We start from the raw sequence: 16,754 nt of genomic DNA on the forward strand, positions 1-16,754 counted from the left end.
ATGCAAGTTAAACGGTACATTTCAACGCATGGCACAACCCGGACTAGTTTTAAGTCAGGAAATGAAGATGCAGCAGGTACTTGCTCCGCATCTCTTCCAGTCACTGGAAATCCTGCAAATGCCGCTTCTGGATCTTCAGCAGATGATCAAACAGGAGCTTTCTGAAAACCCGACGCTTGAAGCAACGGCAGAACAGGCTGATGCCCAGATAGAGATTGAGCAGGGCACCAAGGATGTCGACAGCGAACAGTTCGATAATGAATTTGAGAAGCTGGCGGCTCTGGGTGAGGAGTTCGATAGCTATCAGGACCGCGGTCAGGTTTCGGGCAGTAGTGATGCCGAGGAAAAATATCAGTACATGATGGATTCGCTATCTGAATCTTCGTCGTTGCATGATACCCTGCTGGACCAGCTTTCTCTTTCGAGTCTTGACGAATATGAGCGGAAGATCGCCGAGATCGTGATCGGCAATATTGATGACGACGGTTATCTGCAGCTGGATGTTGAAGATCTGCTGGCCTTGCCGAATTTTCCGGAAGAGACACTGACCAAGATTCTCGATACCATTCATGATTTTGATCCGGCCGGTGTGGGTGCACGTGACCTGCGCGAATGTCTGTTGCTACAGCTGAAGCGCCAGGGACGGGAAGAGACCCAGGAATACCAGATGGTGGACCGGTATCTGGATCTGGTCGGTCGTCATAAGTATGAGGATATCGCCCGCGCCATGGGACTGACGGTTGACCGTGTGAAAGAACTGGCGGCGTTGATTGGTAAATTGGATCCGAAGCCGGGGCGTAATTTTTCTGAAGAACGGATTGAATATGTGACGCCTGAAATCATCGTTGAGAAAAAAGACGGTGAATATGTCATTACGCAGAATAAGAAGCCGTATCCGAATCTCTTTATCAGCCAGAAATATCTGGCAATGCTCAAGGATCCGAATACCTCGAAAGAGGTGAAAAGTTATATCCGCGAGAAAATTGCGAAATCCAAACAGTTTATCCAGAGCATTGATCAGCGCATGGACACGATTTACCGGATTGCGGTCGAGATTGTCCGTATTCAGCGCGATTTCTTTGACTACGGAGTTTCCCGTCTGAAGCCGTTGAATATGAAAACGGTGGCTGAGCTGCTGGACGTGCATGAAACCACGATCAGTCGGGCAACAGCCGGAAAATATATGCAGACACCGCGCGGTCTGCTGAGTATGAAATATTTCTTTAAACCCGGTGTGAAAACGGCCAGCGGGGAATCCATTTCTAATGAAAGTGTGAAAGCCGCGCTGGCGGATATCGTCCGTGCCGAGGACAAGAAGAAGCCGTATTCCGATGCAAAGCTGGTAAAACTGCTGGAAGAGCAGGGGATTAAGATTGCACGCCGCACGGTTGCCAAATATCGGGACCAGCTCCGCATCCTGCCTTCACACCTGCGCAAACAGCACTGACGCATTTCAGTCTTTTGATGGGCGATTGTCGATTTCCGATGGAATAGTTCTTTTGTTCAACGGACCGGATATTGATCCTTTATCGCCAATCGCCAATCGCCAATCGCCAATCGCCAATCGCCAATCGCCAATCGCCAATCGCCAATCGCCAATCGCCAATCGCCAATCGCCAATCGCCAATCGCCAATCAGCAATTGGCAACTGCGTTAAGCTTCCTTATGTTTCTTCCGGTAATTGTATGCGGAGGTCTGGATAATCATCAGCACGTTACTGGTGGTCCAGTAGAGCGTAAGGCCGGACGGCATGCTGTAGAAGAGGAACAGCATCATAATCGGCATCATGTACATCATCATCTTCTGCTGTTGCTGCTGTTCCGGAGTGGCTGCCGCATTCGGTGTGGAAAGCTTCTGCTGGAAGATCATCGAGATCGACATCAGGACCGGCAGAATATTCAGTGATCCGATGAACGGAATGCTTCCGGCAAACAGGTTTTCCGGTTGGCTGAGGTCGGCAATCCACAGGAATCCGGCATAACGCAGTTCGATGGCATTGCGGAGTACGGTAAAGAGCGCGAAGAATACCGGCATCTGCAGCAGCATCGGCAGGCATCCGCCCATCATGGCCATGGGGTTGAATCCATGTTCCTGATAGACTTTCATGGTTTCCTGCTGGATGCGCTGAGGCTGGCCTTTATATTTTTCCTGAATCGCTTTGATTTTCGGTTGAACGACCTGCATCTTTTCCGAATTTTCGCGCATTTTCTGTGTGCTCTTATGGGTGAGCGGCCAGAAGAGGGTGCGCATCAGCATGGTCAGTAGAATAATGGCTAGGCCGTAGTTGTGTACAACGGCGTTAAAGAGGTTGAGAGCCCAAAGCAGAAACTGGCGGGCCGGCTCCATGATCCAGTTCATGAAGCTCCAGAATCCGATCGTCTGGAATTCCATTACTTTTTCGAATTTATGCCCGGCATTTTTGAGGATCGAAAAGTTTTTGGGACCGATGTAGCAGGTATATTTCAGGTTCAGGGTGTCGCCGGCACCGAGTGCAACGGGCTGGAAATCGAGGGAGGTGGCAATGCTTTCAGGAACGACGCTCTTCTGGGTGATATCCCGCCGGGCGAGGATCGACATGGTGGCCACCGGTTTATCCGGGCTGATGATCTGAACGAAAAATTTATTTTTTGCAGAAACCCAGTTCACTTTCTCGTTAAGCATGCCTTCGGGAATGACATCGATGGATTCCGGTTTTCCGGCTTTTTTAAAGATCTTCTGCACTGCCGTTCCGCCGAAGCCTTTGGCTTTGCCGTAGTAGCGGATCCCTTCGCTCTCGGAGTAGGAATCAGCTCCGATAATGCTCAGGCCTTTCATCGATTGGGTGTCATCCGGATTTTTCATATTTCCGGTGAGCAGACGCAGGGCGGGAATGTTCCAGGGATTGGATGTTTTATTGATGAACTGATCCTGCACTGTCAGCAGGTAGTTGTCGCCGATGGTGATGGTCCGGCGGAATTCCGAACCGGTGTTCCAGGCTTTGGAAAAAATCACGGATTTTCCGTCAGCGGATTTTGTGATATTGAGGGAGTCACCGGCGCCGATACCGCTCAGGCCGGTATAGGCGAGGGCGACGCGGTCGGAAAAGTCGAGGGTGACCGGTGCGCTGTTTTCTTCGTTCACTTCCGGATAGTTGACCAGCGTTGCCTGTTTGATTCCGCCGCCGATGGAACTGAGTTTAAGTTTAAGCTGTTCGTTTTCCAGCGTCTCGATGGTTTCGTTGAGCGGTACCGTGGTGTCGATTTCAGCAGCTTCTACCTTTTGAGACTGTTCGGAAGGCGCGGCGGCAGAGAGCGCGGCGGCTTTTCCGGTGGACGGCGTTTCCGCCGGCTGTTCAGCCGGAACGGGCTGCGGTGCCGGAAATTTAGGCGCGATGAAGGTGCGGTCGATAATCATCCACAGCGGGATGAGCAGGGCCAGCAGTATGACGGGGATCAGATCTTTTTTATTCATAAATTTCTCTCTGGATAATAGATGGGATGAGCGGATGCCTAAACGGTTGAGCTGGTTCTCAAACGTTCAGAAATCCTATCATCCGTTATTCCTGTTTTTTCTTTCGGGTACGGGGTCAATACCGCCGGGATGCAGCGGATGGCATTTACAGATTCTTATCACCCCGAGCCAAAGACCGTAAACCATACCATGTTGCCGCAGTGCTTCAATGCAATAGTGCGAGCACGTCGGCTGGAAACGGCAGCGCTGACCGAGCCAGGGGCTGATGATCAGCTGATAGCCGCGGATCAGCAGAATCGCCGTGCGGGCCGGCAGTTGAACAAAGCCGTCGGGCCGGAGGTGACGAGGCGTTTTTTTACGGGCGGATGGTCTGGCTTCAGTGGAGTTTCCATCCATTGGAAGCCTCCAGTTCGGCTTTGGCGCGGCGAATATTTTCAGGGGTGATCAGTCCGGCCCGCTGGATCAGTTTGAGCATTTCACGGACCACCTGGTTCCAGTCTCCGGAAAGAATAGGGCGGCGGGCCACAAAAATAACGTCGGCTTTTCCGGAGCAGTAAGGGCGCAAATGGCGCCAGGCTTCGCGCATGCGACGGCGGGCAAGGTTACGTTTATTGGCACGCAGATGCACCTTTTTGCTGGAAACGACGCCGATGCGCAGATCGGCATCGTCGGCTTCACGCAGCCAGAGCACCATAAAGCGCCCAACCCATTTCTTTTTCCCGGAAAAAGTTTCTGAGAAAAGGGATGAATGAGTGAGACGCTTCGACTTGTTCAAAGAACGATCAAGCCCGCTTCGAGGCGGGCTTGAGTCGATAGAACCATCCGACTCCCTCTGGAAGGGGTTCGGCATATCGTGTTCCGGTTAAACTGCGGTGAGGCGTTTGCGGCCTTTCTGGCGGCGGCGTTTCAGAATTGCGCGTCCATCTGCAGTGGACATACGCTTACGAAAGCCGCACTTGCGGGCACGCTTGATTTTAGATGGGTTGTATGTACGTTTCATCGCTCTAAATTCCTTTTTGTTCTGAAAAGCAGGGTAAACTACCAACAATTCGACGGTTGTCAAACCCTAACGCCGATGAAAAGCGGTGTGAAAGAGACTGTTGAGACGTTGAGGTTTCCGAATCCGGTTTCGTTCGTCGCGCCCTGTTTCCCGTTGCAATAGAGGGTAATCTGTTCCATCCTGCGCAGACTATGAAAAAAGAAATCAATTTAAGCGGGGGCATCGATCTCGATGCTGTAGTGGAAACTTCGGGGAAACGGATTGATGGGCGTGCAGCTGATGAGCTTCGTACTGTGAAGTTTACGAAGAATTTTATTACATCGGCCAAGGGGTCGGTGCTGATTGAAATGGGAAATACGCGTGTGATCTGCACGGCGAGCGTTGATGAGAATGTACCGGGCTGGATGCGGTTTCAGAAAGTGCCGGGTGGCTGGGTGACGGCGGAGTACAGCATGCTGCCGGGGGCCACGCAGGATCGAACGCAGCGTGAATCCGCCAAAGGGAAAATCGGCGGGCGCACCATGGAAATCCAGCGTCTGATCGGCCGCTCATTGCGGGCGGTTGTGGATCTTAAAAAACTGGGTCGCCGGCAGATTTATCTTGATTGCGATGTTATTCAGGCCGATGGCGGAACGCGCACGGCATCGATCACCGGAGCCTATGTGGCGCTCAAGCTGGCGGTTCAGCGCCTGATGAAAGACGGGTTGCTTAAAGAAGACCCGGTTACTGAGGGGCTTGCGGCGATCAGTTGCGGTATTCACAAAGAACAGCCGATTCTTGATCTGTGCTATCTCGAAGACTCTGCCGCCGAGGTGGATGCCAACTTTGTGATGACGGAGTCCGGAAAAATTATTGAAATTCAGGGCACGGCCGAGGAGACGCCGTTCAGCAAAGATGAGCTGCTGCAGATGATGGCGCTTGCGGAAAAGGGGATCGGTGAACTGACCGCTCTGCAGAAAGCGGTGCTGAACTGATTTCCAAGGTCTGGAATTTACAGCGCCCCGTCGAATAGGGTACGTATGATAGAGCATTAAGTAATGAGGTAACGGACACATGAAGATTTTGATCGCATACTCCAGTCGAACCGGCAACACGCGGAAAGTGGCTGAGGCCCTTCATCTGGAACTTCCCGGGGCGGATCTCTGCCCGATCAGCAGTTCACCGAATCCTGAAAAATATGACATTGTATTTGCCGGATTCTGGGTGGAGGAGGGCGATGCAAATGATGCCATGAAAGAGTACCTGAAACAGCTCGGCGGAATTCCGGTTGCATTGTTCGCCACACTGGGGGCCTATCCGGATTCGCAGCATGCCGCAGACTGTCTGGAGGCTGCGGCGGCGCAGATCCCGAATGGAAATGTTGTGGACCGTTTTATCTGTCAGGGCCGGATTGATCCGATGATGATCGAGTGGATGGAACAGCTTCCGCCGGATGATGAAAATGCACCGACCGATTCGCGGCGCCAGCTCTGGAAGGATGCTGAAGGGCATCCGAATGATCAGGATCTGGAGAATGCCGTGGCATGGGCGAAAGCCGTGCTTGAAAAAATGAAAGCCGGGGCCTGATATTCCGGGTTCCGGAATGCAGAAAGGCGCGCCCTGTTTGAGGGTCGCGCCTTTTCTTTTTTCGAGTGTGGAGTGGAATTACCACATGTTCACGATGACGGCGGTGGCGAACTCGGAACAGGTGAGCCATTTGGCGTCGTGCATCATACGGGCGAAATCGCCGGTCACGGTTTTGCGGCGGATGGCTCCGTCAACGCCTTCCAGCACGAGGTCGGCGGCTTCGGTCCAGCCCATGAAGCGCAGCATCATTTCAGCGGAAAGGATGAGCGAGCAGGGGTTGACCATATCTTTCCCGGCAATATCTGGAGCCGTGCCGTGGGTGGCTTCAAAGACCGCTTTGCCGTCGAGATAGTTGATGTTGGCGCCGGGAGAGATGCCGATTCCGCCGACACATGCGGCCAGTGCGTCGGAGCAGTAGTCGCCGTTGAGGTTGAGTGTGGCGATGACATCGTAGTCCTGCGGTTTGAGCAGGATGTTCTGCAGGAAGGCATCGCAGATGCAGTCTTTGATCTCGATTTCAAAACCGGTGCTCGGATTTTTCAGTTTGTAGGTTTTTGTTTTTTCGTCAAATTCCGCTCCGTATTCTTTTTCGGCCAGTTCGTAGCCCCATTTCAGGAAGGCGCCTTCAGTAAATTTCATGATGTTGCCTTTGTGGACAATCGTCACGGATTTGCGGTTGTTGTCGATGGCGTAGTCGATGGCGGCTTTGATCAGGCGGGTGGAGCCGTCGCGCGAGACCGGTTTGACGCCGATACCCGAGGATTCCGGGAAGCGAATATTGGTTACGCCCATTTCGTTCTGCAGAAAGTCGATGACTTTTTTTACATCGTCGGTGCCCTCCTGCCATTCAATACCGGCATAGATGTCTTCCGAGTTTTCGCGAAAAACAACCATATCGACTTTGTCGGGGGCATACATTGGAGAGGGGACGCCGTGGAACCAGGTGACCGGTCGCTGGCAGACATAAAGATCGAGTTCCTGACGCAGTGCTACATTCAGGCTGCGTCGTCCGCCGCCGACCGGTGTGGTGAGCGGGCCTTTAATGGCAACGCGGAATTCATTAATCGCCTTGAGAGTTTCGTCCGGAAGCCAGGTGTCGTTGCCGTAGATCGCGTTGGCTTTTTCACCGGCATACACTTCCATCCATTGGATTTTACGTTCGTTGCTGTAGGTTTTTTCAACAGCCGTATCGATCACTTTGATCATGGCCGCAGTGATTTCCGGGCCGACACCATCGCCTTCAATAAAAGGGATAATCGGGTTGTTCGGAACGGCGAGATGGCCGTCGGCTCCCATACCGATTTTTCCGCCGCCGGAAGGTACTGCAATCTTGTTATAACTCATTAGAAAATCCTCAATTTTGTATCCAGTGATTGGAAATAAACTAAATATGATAGTTTTGTGGATGTAAATGCATTTCGTTGGGCGGTTTTCGGCGGGCTGATAATAGCTTGGCTGGAATCGGAATCATCATTCATGGGTGTTGTCCAGCCACTGGAACATGACCAGGGCGTCCGCATAACCGTGAACGGGGTGATTGAAGGCGCTGGGCAGGCGGCCGACGATTTCAAAACCGAGTTTCAGCCAGAGGCGTACGGCCCTTCGTTAGTGGAGGCCACGAAATTAAACTGCATGGCTTTGTAGCCGGATTCCAGCGCGGTTTTTTTTGAGTGTCGGCACATGGCGGTGACCACCCCTTTGCCGCGTGCGTCGGGGGTAACCATATACCCGCAATTGCAGACGTGTGCACCGGGACCGGGATGGTTGGTTTTCAGGTAGTAGGTGCCGAGGAGGGTCCGTTTTCTTCAGCGACCCAGGTTTGACGCGGAAGTTCCATCCAGAGTCTGTATGCCGTGTCCCGGGAGATATCCCGCGGATAGGCATAGGTTTCGCCGGCCGCGGCGATGGTATGAAAAACAGACCGGATGGCCTCGAAGTCTTTGGGGGAGGTTTTTCGTATGCTCAGGTGCATGACTACCGCATCCGGTAAATCAGGGCGGTGCCGATAAAAAAGAAGGCGATAATGGCGGACCATGCACCGATCCAGGGTTGGATGTACAGCTGTTTGGCGAGGTATTCCATGGTGAACTGTGTGGCATAAAAGGTGAAAAAGAGGCCGATGGCCATCATGATGCCTGAGAGTGCGCCTTTGCGTCCGGTGTGTGTGCCTACGGGAATGCCGATCAGCACGGCAATGATGCAGATGAAGGGCATAGTCAGTTTGTGGTGCAGGTCGACGAGATCGCTTCTGATTTCGCGCAGAGAGAGATGTTGGTGGGTTCTGATATATTCGTAGAGTTCAAGCGATGACTGGTGGGCGGAGTCTTTGGCTTCGCGCATGAATTCTTCGGGGCGTTCTTTGAGATAACGCATTTCCAGCGTCTGAAACGTTTCGGGCGGGCCGAGTCGGGTGTTGTTTTCATCGAAACGCTGTATTTCACCATCTTCGAACCACCAGCGGCGGTCGAGCCAGTGGCCTTTTTTTGCTGTGATTTTTTCGCGGTCCGAGCCGTCTTCGCGTCGAATCCGCAGCGTGATGCCCTGCATGGTGTAGGAGCGGGTATCGAAGCCGACGATGTGCCATTCGTGTCCGAGTGTCGGGTTTTTATAGGCGATATTTTCAAAATAGACATCATCGCTGGCTTTGGTTTTGCTTTCCAGTAACTGATGTGCGCGGTAGGCATATTTCGGTCCGGTATACTCGTTCACCACCGCGGTGAACAGGAAGCAGAAGAAGCCTAACAGCAGGTAGGGGCGTACGATGCGGTAGATGCTGACCCCGCTGGCGCGCATGGCCACAATTTCGCTGTGGCGGGTCATTTGTGAGAGGCTGTAAAGGGTGGCCAGAAGCAGGCAGATGGGCACAATGAAAATGACCATGGAAGGCAGCTGCAGGCTGTAGTAGTGCAGCATAATGCGGCCGACGTCCCAGAATCCGGTTCCGCTGGAGGCGGACAGGATTTTGTTGAAATCCTTCATGGTGTCCATGAGATCGCCGATGATAAATAGCAGTGCAAACGCGATCAGCAGATAGATCAGCGGCTGAAACAGATTCATGAACAGGTATCGGGCGAGAATTTTCATACGATGGTCCCGATAACGTAGCGGATAAAACGGTGTGATCGCAAGCGTTGAAAAGGGCGGGACGTATGTGTAGGGTTTCTTCGTTTAACAGGAGTTTGATTTATGCTTTTTTCAGGATTCAGCGATCAGAGCCGTGCACATGATCCGGCGACTATTGTGATTTTCGGGGCGTCCGGCGACCTGACCCATCGTAAACTGATTCCGGCGCTTTTTGTGGCCTATATGCAGGATCTGCTGCCCGAACAGTTCCGCGTAGTCGGTTTTGCGCGGCGGGATTATAACGATGATATATTCCGTGATATGATGGCTGATTCGATTCGTAAATTCACCCGGCTTCCGGCCGGTGAAGAACTGATCCGCCGTTTTGTTGCACATCTTGATTATCATCGGGGCGACCTCTCCAGTCCGGATGCCTACGTGGCACTGAAAGAGCGCCTGGCCGGAGAGGCCTATCCGGAAAATCATCTGTTCTACCTTTCCATCATTCCGGATCTGTTTCACACCGCAGTACATAATCTTCAGGAAACCGGCATGATCCGCGATCCGGAGGATGAGCATTGGACCCGTGTGGTGATTGAAAAACCGTTCGGAAAGGATCTGGAATCGGCGATTGCGCTGAATAAGGAACTGCTCGAGCATCTGGATGAAACGCAGATCTATCGCATCGACCACTATCTCGGAAAAGAGACGGTGCAGAATATCCTGTCGTTCCGCTTTGCCAACGCCATCTTTGAGCCGGTGTTCAACCGTTCCTATGTCGACCATATCCAGATCACGGCTTCCGAGACGGTCGGGATGGAAAAAGGGCGGGGCGGTTATTACGACGAATATGGTGCGCTGCGCGATATGGTGACCAATCATCTGCTGCAGCTGCTCTGTCTGGTAACGATGGAGGCGCCTGGTGATCTTTCCGCCGAGTCGATCCGGAATGAAAAGGTAAAACTCCTGAATGCCACGAAGCTGGATATCCGGAAGGATATTTCCGATGCCGTCTGTCGTGGGCAGTATGCGGAGGGCGTGGATTCGGACGGAAATAAAATTAAGGGGTATCTGCAGGAAGAGCGGATTGATCCGCAGTCGAATACGGATTCGTTTACGGCTCTGCGGCTGAGTATTAACAACTGGCGCTGGGCCGGTGTGCCGATTCTGCTGCGGACCGGAAAGCGCATGGCCAAAAAAACCACGGAGATTGCGGTGCAGTTCAAAGTGCCGCCGCTGCAGCTTTTCCAGCAGGTGGAATGCGAGGGCGATGTCTGTGACATTACGCGCATTAAACCCAATACGCTGATTTTCCGCATTCAGCCCGATGAAGGGATTTTCCTTAAAGTGGGGACCAAACGTCCCGGTATGCGGTTTGTTGTGGAGGATGTCGATATGGATTTCTCCTATTCCGGAAAATGGAACCAGTCGCTGCCTGAAGCGTATGAACGGCTGCTGCTGGATACGCTGCATGGTGATTCCACGCTGTTCACCCGGTCTGACGAGGTGGCGGCCGAGTGGCGTGTGGTTCAGCCGATTCTCGATAATCTGGATCAGCTTAAACCGTTTGCCTATCCGCCTGGAGAGTGGGGGGTGAAAGAAGCGGACCGGCTTTTCGATGGCGTGGAAGGGATGTGGCGCAACGGTAAATCGGTGAAGGTTTCCGGGGCGAACTCGGCATTGGATAGCGCGAAGCTTTAGCATGAATGACCGCAACGTTTATATGGTGTATGTTACGGCCGGCGACGATGCTGAGGCCAAACGCATTGCCCGTGCGGTCGTGCAGGAGCGGTTGGCGGCCTGCGCCAATATTCTCGGCGGTATTCAGTCTGTCTATTCATGGAGAGGCGATATCTGTGAAGATCATGAAGTTGCGCTTATCCTTAAAACATCGGGTGAATGTAAAAATGAACTCATTTCCCGGATTCGAGAAATCCACTCCTATGAAACGCCCTGTATTGTCTTCCTGCCCATCAGCGATGGTCATCCCGCTTTTCTGGACTGGATAGACGGGGAAACCCGGGGGAATGGTTTCGGGGCGGCCGGGGATGAATCTATTCTGTTTTTCGGCTGCTGGAGCCGTCAATCGTCGGGGTATTGCCGTGCGGCAGCGGAGAGCTGGCGGGGCGGGATATAGCTTTCGGAGTTATGTACGGCATGCATAGCGCCCGATCCTGCTGGAAACCAGCGCAATGTATCGGCTTTTTTTCCCAGCGGCTGAAAATGCAGTCGGGCCAGTTTTTTGTAAAACCGGTCGGCCTCTTCAGGATACCGGTCTTTGAGCCAGACCCCGGCGCTCCAGAGTATCATGGCTTTCTGATGCCGGTTCCAGGCGAGGGCGGCGGCATCGCCTGCATGATCCGCCGCGGTTTGGCGGTAGTGAAAGCGGCGGTTCGGAATCGGTGCGGTTTCATCATAAAGCGGCCGCAGATTTTCCGGTGCGACGGCGGATTCGTGCTCAATTCCAATGGTGGAAAAGAAGCCCTCAACGATGGTGTAGTCGGGGTAGAGTTCGGTGCCGCAGAGTTCCATACCTTTCCATCGCATGATACGCGCCGCATGGTAAAGGTGTGCTGCACGAGTATTCCAGTTGTTCCAGAACGAGCGGCTTTCTTTCAGAGCATGCAGATAAGTCTGCAGCATATAGCCGATTTCCGTGGGGTAATAGGGCAGTGCATCTTCAGGACGCCCTTCGCGGAAGAGGCGTCGGGCCAGCAGATAGGAGAGGCGGAGCTCAATGGAACGGCGCGCGGTTTCTGTCTGCAGCCAGGGTTCGATCTGCCTGGCCGACTCCTGAGAGGCGGTGCCCCGGAAGGAATCCACATAACGTTGGAGGTCGGCGGTTTCCACATAGCGCTCGGCGATCAGTGCGGCATCCGGATAGGCTCCCGCTGCAACGAAGGATTCGAGGGCGTCAAGCATCTGACCCCGGTCGGCATACAGGGTACCCAGACTTCCATGCAGGGCTGATGCAGGGGAGACGGTTCCTGTATAATCGAAGTGATAGATGATGCGCCGGCTTTGTTCCAGTCCCTTCAGCCACTGCTGCAGTTTCCGGATGGCTTCGTCGGTCCGACCGCTGCGCTGGGCGAGACGGTAACGCAGCCAGTTGGCCAGGATGTCATTTCCCGGGCAGTGTTCAAGATAGGCCGATGCCTTTTCGGGTTCGCCGTTTTTATACATAAACCAGGCCAGACGAGGAGTGATTTTCAGAGCCGGATGATTTTCCAGCGTCCGGATAAATCCGGTTTTGCCGATGTTGAAAAGCGCCATGGTTTCGAGGACCGCCATGGAGGGGTTGCTGAGCTCTTCCAGCGAAGCCTGTATTACATCCAGCCGCAGATGATTCATACAGTGATTCAGACGTGCGGAATCGCCGCTTCGATGGTAATAGCCCGTTGCGGCCAGGCCCCGTTCAATGCGTTCCGCCAGATTGGTTTGGCAGAGGTAGTCACGTTTATACGAGGCATGGGCCAGACCGATGGAATGATGCGCCGGCATTTCGCGGGCGGCATTCCGGCATGCGGTGTAGCAGGTTGTCGCCCGCTTCGGTTCGCTCTGTACGCCGGCGAGGTTGCCGAGCATGTAGTAGACCCATTCCGTGCGGAACTGCCGGTTGCTGATATCGAGTCCGAGCAGTTTTCGCCAGGCCTGCGGAAAAGCAACGTCTTCATCGGCGCGGAATTCCGCAGTGCCTTCGAGGTAGAGCGTAAATTCCTGTAAATGTTCGGGTACATCGGGGGGCGGAACGTTTGTTTCAGCGGCCCGTACGGCTTGGGCATAAACCATATATTCGGTCAACAGGTTCTGCCTGCCAAACAATTCGGCCTGTTTCATGAAATCCAGTTCTTCCGCCTGCAGGGTGGTGTATGCACCTTCCGGAAAGGGTTCTTTATCAATCAGACCGTATTCCAGCGCAATCAGTTCGAGTTCTCCGGCCGGATTCAGGTCGGCTTCAAACCGGTCGTTGTAATCGCTCAGATAACTCGAAGGGAAAAAGGGGCCGCATGCAAAAACAGGGAGTGCAGCAGTCAGCAGCAGAAAAAGTGGTTTCATCATTTCAGGTGTACCTCAATATGCGGGAGTTGTCGGGTGGAGAACCAGCCGATCCGGATTTGTGATCCAGGTGCAGGAACCGGTGCGGTCAGTGTGGCCGGCAGCAGGCCGGCTTTTTTTGCGGGGGATGTTGCGGTGCGGTAGAGGTCGTACATTCCTCGCGGGTTGTTCCAGTTCAGTTCAAGTTCGGCTTCGTGCGAATGAATGATATTTCCGTTAACCAGACTGATTTCAAACGTGGTGTCGCTGATGGGAATAAATATGCAGGTCAAATCGTTCTGCGGGAGTCTGCCGTGCTGAATTTCGGCAAGTGCAGGGCGGGGCAGACAGAGCCGGTCGCCATCTACCGGGAGACGGAACCAGATGAGGCTGCGCGCATATTCCAGAGATCGGAATTGATGAAGCTGATGGATCAGGTCGCGGTGACGGGCGGCGATTCGGCGTTTTACGGTGTTGTGTCTGCCGGAAGGCCCTTCGGCAGTCAGATAGAGAAAACGCCCGGTGTCCGGATCAAAATTCAGTTCATAGGCGTAACACGGCAGGGCAATGGAGTAGGGGCGGCCGAGTTTTTCAGCGCGGCGAATGGCCCGGTCTGCCGTTGCGGGGTTCATCAGTTCTGCATGGCGGTTCATATGATCGGGAACGTCGAGGCCATGGACCTGAAGGACATAGTAGTCGCAGTTTAATGCAACGCGCTCAAAAGCGCGGTTGTCCAGATGAACCGGAAGTGCCGTGACAGACAGTATTTTTTCCGGCAGCTGCGGTCTGATTTTTCTGAGCAGATCGGCATATTCTGAAAGGCGGCTTTCCGGACAGTCGAGATCGAGCTGCAGTTCCTGGAAATCCGGAAGTTCTGTGCAGAGACGGATGAGTTCGGTTTCGAGATCGCTGCGGTTGAATGCGCTGAGCGGAACACGGATGACCGGCACAAAGGTATGTCGGGTCTGCTGAAGCGGTTTCCAGGGAATCGGAATTAAGGTGCTTTGCCCGGAGGCCGGAATTTCGGAGACGATCGGATAGAGTGTGGTCGGGGATTCGTTCGTGACCGCCATGAGCACATTGCTGCTCCACTGCTGCTGCCAGATATAGAATGCATCGGCGGAGGCGGTGTCCGTGAACAGAGCCAGCAGGGAAAAAAGGAACAGGAGCGGTTTCATGACGCTAAGCTAATTGCAACAACCGTGCATGGGGAGGAAAAAACTTGCTCAATGCTTCCAATGATTGGAAGTTATGCGGCCTTATGTCTACGCGCTATAAAATTACAGTTTCTTACGACGGCACCCATTATTCCGGCTGGCAGGTGCAGCCGGATCACCGGACGGTGCAGGGCGAGCTGGAGCGGCTGCTGGCCGAGATGACGAATCAGCAGCATGTTCGTGTTGAATCGTCCGGCCGGACTGACGCCGGAGTGCATGCCCGTGCGCAGGTGGCGCATTTTGTTCTGCCGAAAAAAGTGGATACCCGGTATTTTATGCGCGGCCTTAATGCGCAGCTGGACCGGGACATCCGTGTGACGTCGTTCCAGCAGGTGCCCGACGATTTTCATGCGCGCTTCAGTGCTGTCGGAAAAGAGTATCGTTATTTCATCTACAATGGATTGATTGTTCCGCCGACCAAGCGGTTGTACCGTCTGCAGGAGGGCCGCCCGCTCGATGTGGAGCGCATGCGTGCCGCGGCGGAACTGCTGGTGGGGGAACACGACTTCGCCGCATTTTCAGCCAACCCGAAACGCGAGCTCAATGGAACCGTTCGTACCATTCATTCGTTCAAGGTCCGCAAGCATGGTGCCGATATTACGCTCGAGGTGCAGGGCAACGGATTTCTGTATAAAATGGTCCGCAGTCTGGCCGGTATTCTGATTGATGTCGGGATCGGGCGCCGCGAACCCGGGATTATTAATGAAATTTTTGCGCACGGCAAACGGACCGCCGTGGTGCAGACCGCCCAGCCCCAGGGGCTGTTTCTCTGGAAAGTTTTCTATTAAGCATGTTTTGCAGGCAGGCCGCAGTAAGAGCCCTGTAGTGATTTCAGCTCGGCGTATTTCACCGGGAATCGGGTCCTGATGGTTTTTCTGATGTGTTGCTGAATGCCCGTCGCCGGGCGGAGTCGGCTCTGGCGGTAATGTTATTGAAGCAGAGGAGAAGTTCCGTGAACGGTTGCGCACTTTCATTGCATGAATCATCCGATTTTACCGAGGCCGGTTTTGACATGGGGGCAGGGGACAACTATGGTTTGCGACTTTGATTCGGGTCTCTTTGAGGCCGTTAAAAGTTAATGGTTATTGGTTATATGGTGAGAAAGCGATCCGAAAACGAATAACGATGTGCGATCAACCGGAACCGATGGGTTCCCCATACGGAGGATTTTGAGATGAGAGTTAAGGCATTCAAAGCGTGGCGTCCGGCGGAAGGTAAAGCGGAGCGCGTGGCATCGGTTCCCTATGACGTGGTGGATACGAAAGGCGCAGCGGCGCTGGCGGAAGGCAATCCGGAGAGCTTTCTTCATGTGGTCCGCGCAGAAATCGATCTGCCGGAAGGCACGGATCCGTACAGCGATGCGGTGTATGCGCAGGCCAAGGCGAACATTGAACGTTTTAAAAATGACGGGATTCTGATCCGCGAAGAAGAGCCGGCGTTTTATCTCTATTCCCAGCAGATGGGCGATCACCTGCAGTACGGTATTGTGGCGACCTGCCATTTCGAAGATTACGAAGAGGGAAAAATCAAGATCCACGAAAAGACGCGCCGGGTGAAAGAGGAGGATCGCATTAAATATGTGGATACTCAGAACGCCAACACCGGGCCGGTCTTTCTGGCCTACCGCGATTCCGAAAAAATCAACGCGCTGGTGGAAGTCACCAAAAGTACCGAGCCGCTTTATCACTTTACTGCGGAAGACGGCGTGATCCATACGGTCTGGAAAATGGGCAATGTGGCGGAGCTGGAAGCGGCCTTCGGCGAGATTCCGGCGACGTATGTGGCGGACGGGCATCATCGTTCGGCATCGGCCGCGAAAGTCGGTGCGATGCGTCGTGATGCGAACCCGAACCATACCGGTGACGAACCTTACAACTATTTTCTGGCGGTGATGTTCCCGGAAAGTGAACTGAAGATTCTGGCCTACAACCGGGTTATTCTTGCGCTGCCGGGTACGGAAGAGGAGTTTTTCCGTAAGCTGGAGGAAAAATTTACGGTTGAGAAAAACGGTAAGGCCGTTCCGGAGAAATCCGGCGAGATCTGCATGTATATGAAGGGGGAATGGTCGACGTTGACGCCGAAAAAGATGCCCGATGCCTCCGATCCGGTGGCGTCGCTCGATGTGAGTATTCTCCAGAATGATGTGCTGGCCCCGATTCTGAATATTGAAGATCCGCGTGAAAGCAACGACATCGATTTTATCGGTGGAATCAAGGGTACCGAAGAGTTGGAGAAATGGGTCGATGCCGGCCGTGCGGTGATGGCGTTTTCGATGTACCCGACTTCGATGGAGCAGTTGTTTGCTGTGGCCGATGCCGGCATGCTGATGCCGCCGAAGAGTACCTGGTTTGAACCGAAGCTGCGTTCCGGTCTGCTGGTGAATACGCTGGACTGATTTGCATGGTGCAGTCGAAAAGCCGCGG

General features: G+C 53.6%; 15 protein-coding genes and 1 pseudogene. 7 read left to right on the forward strand and 9 right to left on the reverse strand.

What is annotated here, in order from left to right; translation table 11 throughout:
- The first annotated feature begins 28 nt into the window (after positions 1 to 28).
- Positions 29 to 1,447, forward strand: coding sequence for an RNA polymerase sigma-54 factor (gene rpoN / locus EGM51_01540; GenBank protein QBG46147.1), 1,419 nt, complete (start codon positions 29 to 31; stop codon positions 1,445 to 1,447).
- Positions 1,448 to 1,653: 206 nt separating this feature from the next.
- Here the strand turns inward: rpoN and yidC are convergent, their stop codons facing one another.
- The 4 genes from yidC to EGM51_01560 all read right to left on the reverse strand — a co-directional run bounded on the left by yidC (position 1,654) and on the right by EGM51_01560 (position 4,450).
- Positions 1,654 to 3,450: a membrane protein insertase YidC gene (gene yidC, locus EGM51_01545; protein ID QBG46148.1), complete on the reverse strand. Its 1,797-nt coding sequence runs from the start codon at positions 3,448 to 3,450 to the stop codon at positions 1,654 to 1,656.
- Between the two features lie 78 nt (positions 3,451 to 3,528).
- Positions 3,529 to 3,846 (reverse strand): membrane protein insertion efficiency factor YidD, encoded by a 318-nt coding sequence (gene yidD, locus EGM51_01550; GenBank protein ID QBG46149.1) that lies wholly within the window; start codon positions 3,844 to 3,846, stop codon positions 3,529 to 3,531.
- A complete protein-coding gene (rnpA, locus tag EGM51_01555; protein QBG46150.1) occupies positions 3,827 to 4,300 on the reverse strand; it encodes a ribonuclease P protein component in 474 nt (157 codons plus the stop codon). The genes yidD and rnpA overlap by 20 nt, the downstream gene beginning before the upstream one ends.
- Positions 4,301 to 4,312: 12 nt before the next feature.
- Complete coding sequence (locus tag EGM51_01560; GenBank protein QBG46151.1) at positions 4,313 to 4,450, reverse strand: 50S ribosomal protein L34; 138 nt, start codon at positions 4,448 to 4,450, stop codon at positions 4,313 to 4,315.
- Positions 4,451 to 4,641: 191 nt separating this feature from the next.
- Here EGM51_01560 and rph point away from each other — a divergent pair, with 191 nt between their 5' ends.
- Together rph and EGM51_01570 are read left to right on the forward strand one after the other, a co-directional pair.
- The gene (gene rph / locus EGM51_01565) at positions 4,642 to 5,424 is read left to right on the forward strand and encodes a ribonuclease PH (GenBank protein QBG46152.1); all 783 of its coding nucleotides are present in this window, start codon (positions 4,642 to 4,644) and stop codon (positions 5,422 to 5,424) included.
- Between the two features lie 79 nt (positions 5,425 to 5,503).
- Entirely contained in the window at positions 5,504 to 6,016 is a 513-nt protein-coding gene (locus EGM51_01570) for a flavodoxin (protein ID QBG46153.1), read from the forward strand.
- A gap of 78 nt (positions 6,017 to 6,094) precedes the next feature.
- Here the strand turns inward: EGM51_01570 and EGM51_01575 are convergent, their stop codons facing one another.
- The 3 genes and pseudogenes from EGM51_01575 to EGM51_01585 all read right to left on the reverse strand — a co-directional run bounded on the left by EGM51_01575 (position 6,095) and on the right by EGM51_01585 (position 9,100).
- Entirely contained in the window at positions 6,095 to 7,360 is a 1,266-nt protein-coding gene (locus EGM51_01575; GenBank protein ID QBG46154.1) for an NADP-dependent isocitrate dehydrogenase, read from the reverse strand.
- A gap of 126 nt (positions 7,361 to 7,486) precedes the next feature.
- A pseudogene (locus EGM51_01580) lies at positions 7,487 to 7,982 on the reverse strand (GNAT family N-acetyltransferase).
- Between the two features lie 8 nt (positions 7,983 to 7,990).
- A complete protein-coding gene (locus EGM51_01585) occupies positions 7,991 to 9,100 on the reverse strand; it encodes a YjgP/YjgQ family permease (GenBank protein ID QBG46155.1) in 1,110 nt (369 codons plus the stop codon).
- Positions 9,101 to 9,202: 102 nt separating this feature from the next.
- Here EGM51_01585 and zwf point away from each other — a divergent pair, with 102 nt between their 5' ends.
- A complete protein-coding gene (zwf, locus tag EGM51_01590; GenBank protein QBG46156.1) occupies positions 9,203 to 10,780 on the forward strand; it encodes a glucose-6-phosphate dehydrogenase in 1,578 nt (525 codons plus the stop codon).
- Between the two features lies 1 nt (position 10,781).
- The gene (locus tag EGM51_01595) at positions 10,782 to 11,216 is read left to right on the forward strand and encodes a divalent-cation tolerance protein CutA (protein QBG46157.1); all 435 of its coding nucleotides are present in this window, start codon (positions 10,782 to 10,784) and stop codon (positions 11,214 to 11,216) included.
- Here the strand turns inward: EGM51_01595 and EGM51_01600 are convergent.
- Together EGM51_01600 and EGM51_01605 are read right to left on the reverse strand one after the other, a co-directional pair.
- Positions 11,162 to 13,138: a hypothetical protein gene (locus EGM51_01600; protein QBG46158.1), complete on the reverse strand. Its 1,977-nt coding sequence runs from the start codon at positions 13,136 to 13,138 to the stop codon at positions 11,162 to 11,164. The genes EGM51_01595 and EGM51_01600 overlap by 55 nt on opposite strands.
- A complete protein-coding gene (locus tag EGM51_01605; GenBank protein ID QBG46159.1) occupies positions 13,135 to 14,292 on the reverse strand; it encodes a DUF3142 domain-containing protein in 1,158 nt (385 codons plus the stop codon). The genes EGM51_01600 and EGM51_01605 overlap by 4 nt, the downstream gene beginning before the upstream one ends.
- An 83-nt stretch (positions 14,293 to 14,375) precedes the next feature.
- On the opposite strand from EGM51_01605, the gene truA reads away from it, so the two are divergent.
- Both truA and EGM51_01615 read left to right on the forward strand, forming a co-directional pair.
- Entirely contained in the window at positions 14,376 to 15,119 is a 744-nt protein-coding gene (truA, locus tag EGM51_01610; GenBank protein QBG46160.1) for a tRNA pseudouridine(38-40) synthase TruA, read from the forward strand.
- Positions 15,120 to 15,505: 386 nt separating this feature from the next.
- A complete protein-coding gene (locus EGM51_01615) occupies positions 15,506 to 16,726 on the forward strand; it encodes a DUF1015 domain-containing protein (GenBank protein ID QBG46161.1) in 1,221 nt (406 codons plus the stop codon).
- Positions 16,727 to 16,754: the final 28 nt, after the last annotated feature.

The organism is Verrucomicrobia bacterium S94, assembly GCA_004299845.1.
GTDB lineage: Bacteria > Verrucomicrobiota > Kiritimatiellia > Kiritimatiellales > Pontiellaceae > Pontiella.

Coding starts and splice junctions, on each gene's coding strand:
- rpoN (QBG46147.1), top strand. CDS start 29: ATGGCACAACCCGGACTAGTTTTAAGTCAGGAAATGAAGATGCAGCAG.
- yidC (QBG46148.1), bottom strand. CDS start 3,450: ATGAATAAAAAAGATCTGATCCCCGTCATACTGCTGGCCCTGCTCATC.
- yidD (QBG46149.1), bottom strand. CDS start 3,846: ATGGATGGAAACTCCACTGAAGCCAGACCATCCGCCCGTAAAAAAACG.
- rnpA (QBG46150.1), bottom strand. CDS start 4,300: ATGCCGAACCCCTTCCAGAGGGAGTCGGATGGTTCTATCGACTCAAGC.
- EGM51_01560 (QBG46151.1), bottom strand. CDS start 4,450: ATGAAACGTACATACAACCCATCTAAAATCAAGCGTGCCCGCAAGTGC.
- rph (QBG46152.1), top strand. CDS start 4,642: ATGAAAAAAGAAATCAATTTAAGCGGGGGCATCGATCTCGATGCTGTA.
- EGM51_01570 (QBG46153.1), top strand. CDS start 5,504: ATGAAGATTTTGATCGCATACTCCAGTCGAACCGGCAACACGCGGAAA.
- EGM51_01575 (QBG46154.1), bottom strand. CDS start 7,360: ATGAGTTATAACAAGATTGCAGTACCTTCCGGCGGCGGAAAAATCGGT.
- EGM51_01585 (QBG46155.1), bottom strand. CDS start 9,100: ATGAAAATTCTCGCCCGATACCTGTTCATGAATCTGTTTCAGCCGCTG.
- zwf (QBG46156.1), top strand. CDS start 9,203: ATGCTTTTTTCAGGATTCAGCGATCAGAGCCGTGCACATGATCCGGCG.
- EGM51_01595 (QBG46157.1), top strand. CDS start 10,782: ATGAATGACCGCAACGTTTATATGGTGTATGTTACGGCCGGCGACGAT.
- EGM51_01600 (QBG46158.1), bottom strand. CDS start 13,138: ATGATGAAACCACTTTTTCTGCTGCTGACTGCTGCACTCCCTGTTTTT.
- EGM51_01605 (QBG46159.1), bottom strand. CDS start 14,292: ATGAAACCGCTCCTGTTCCTTTTTTCCCTGCTGGCTCTGTTCACGGAC.
- truA (QBG46160.1), top strand. CDS start 14,376: ATGTCTACGCGCTATAAAATTACAGTTTCTTACGACGGCACCCATTAT.
- EGM51_01615 (QBG46161.1), top strand. CDS start 15,506: ATGAGAGTTAAGGCATTCAAAGCGTGGCGTCCGGCGGAAGGTAAAGCG.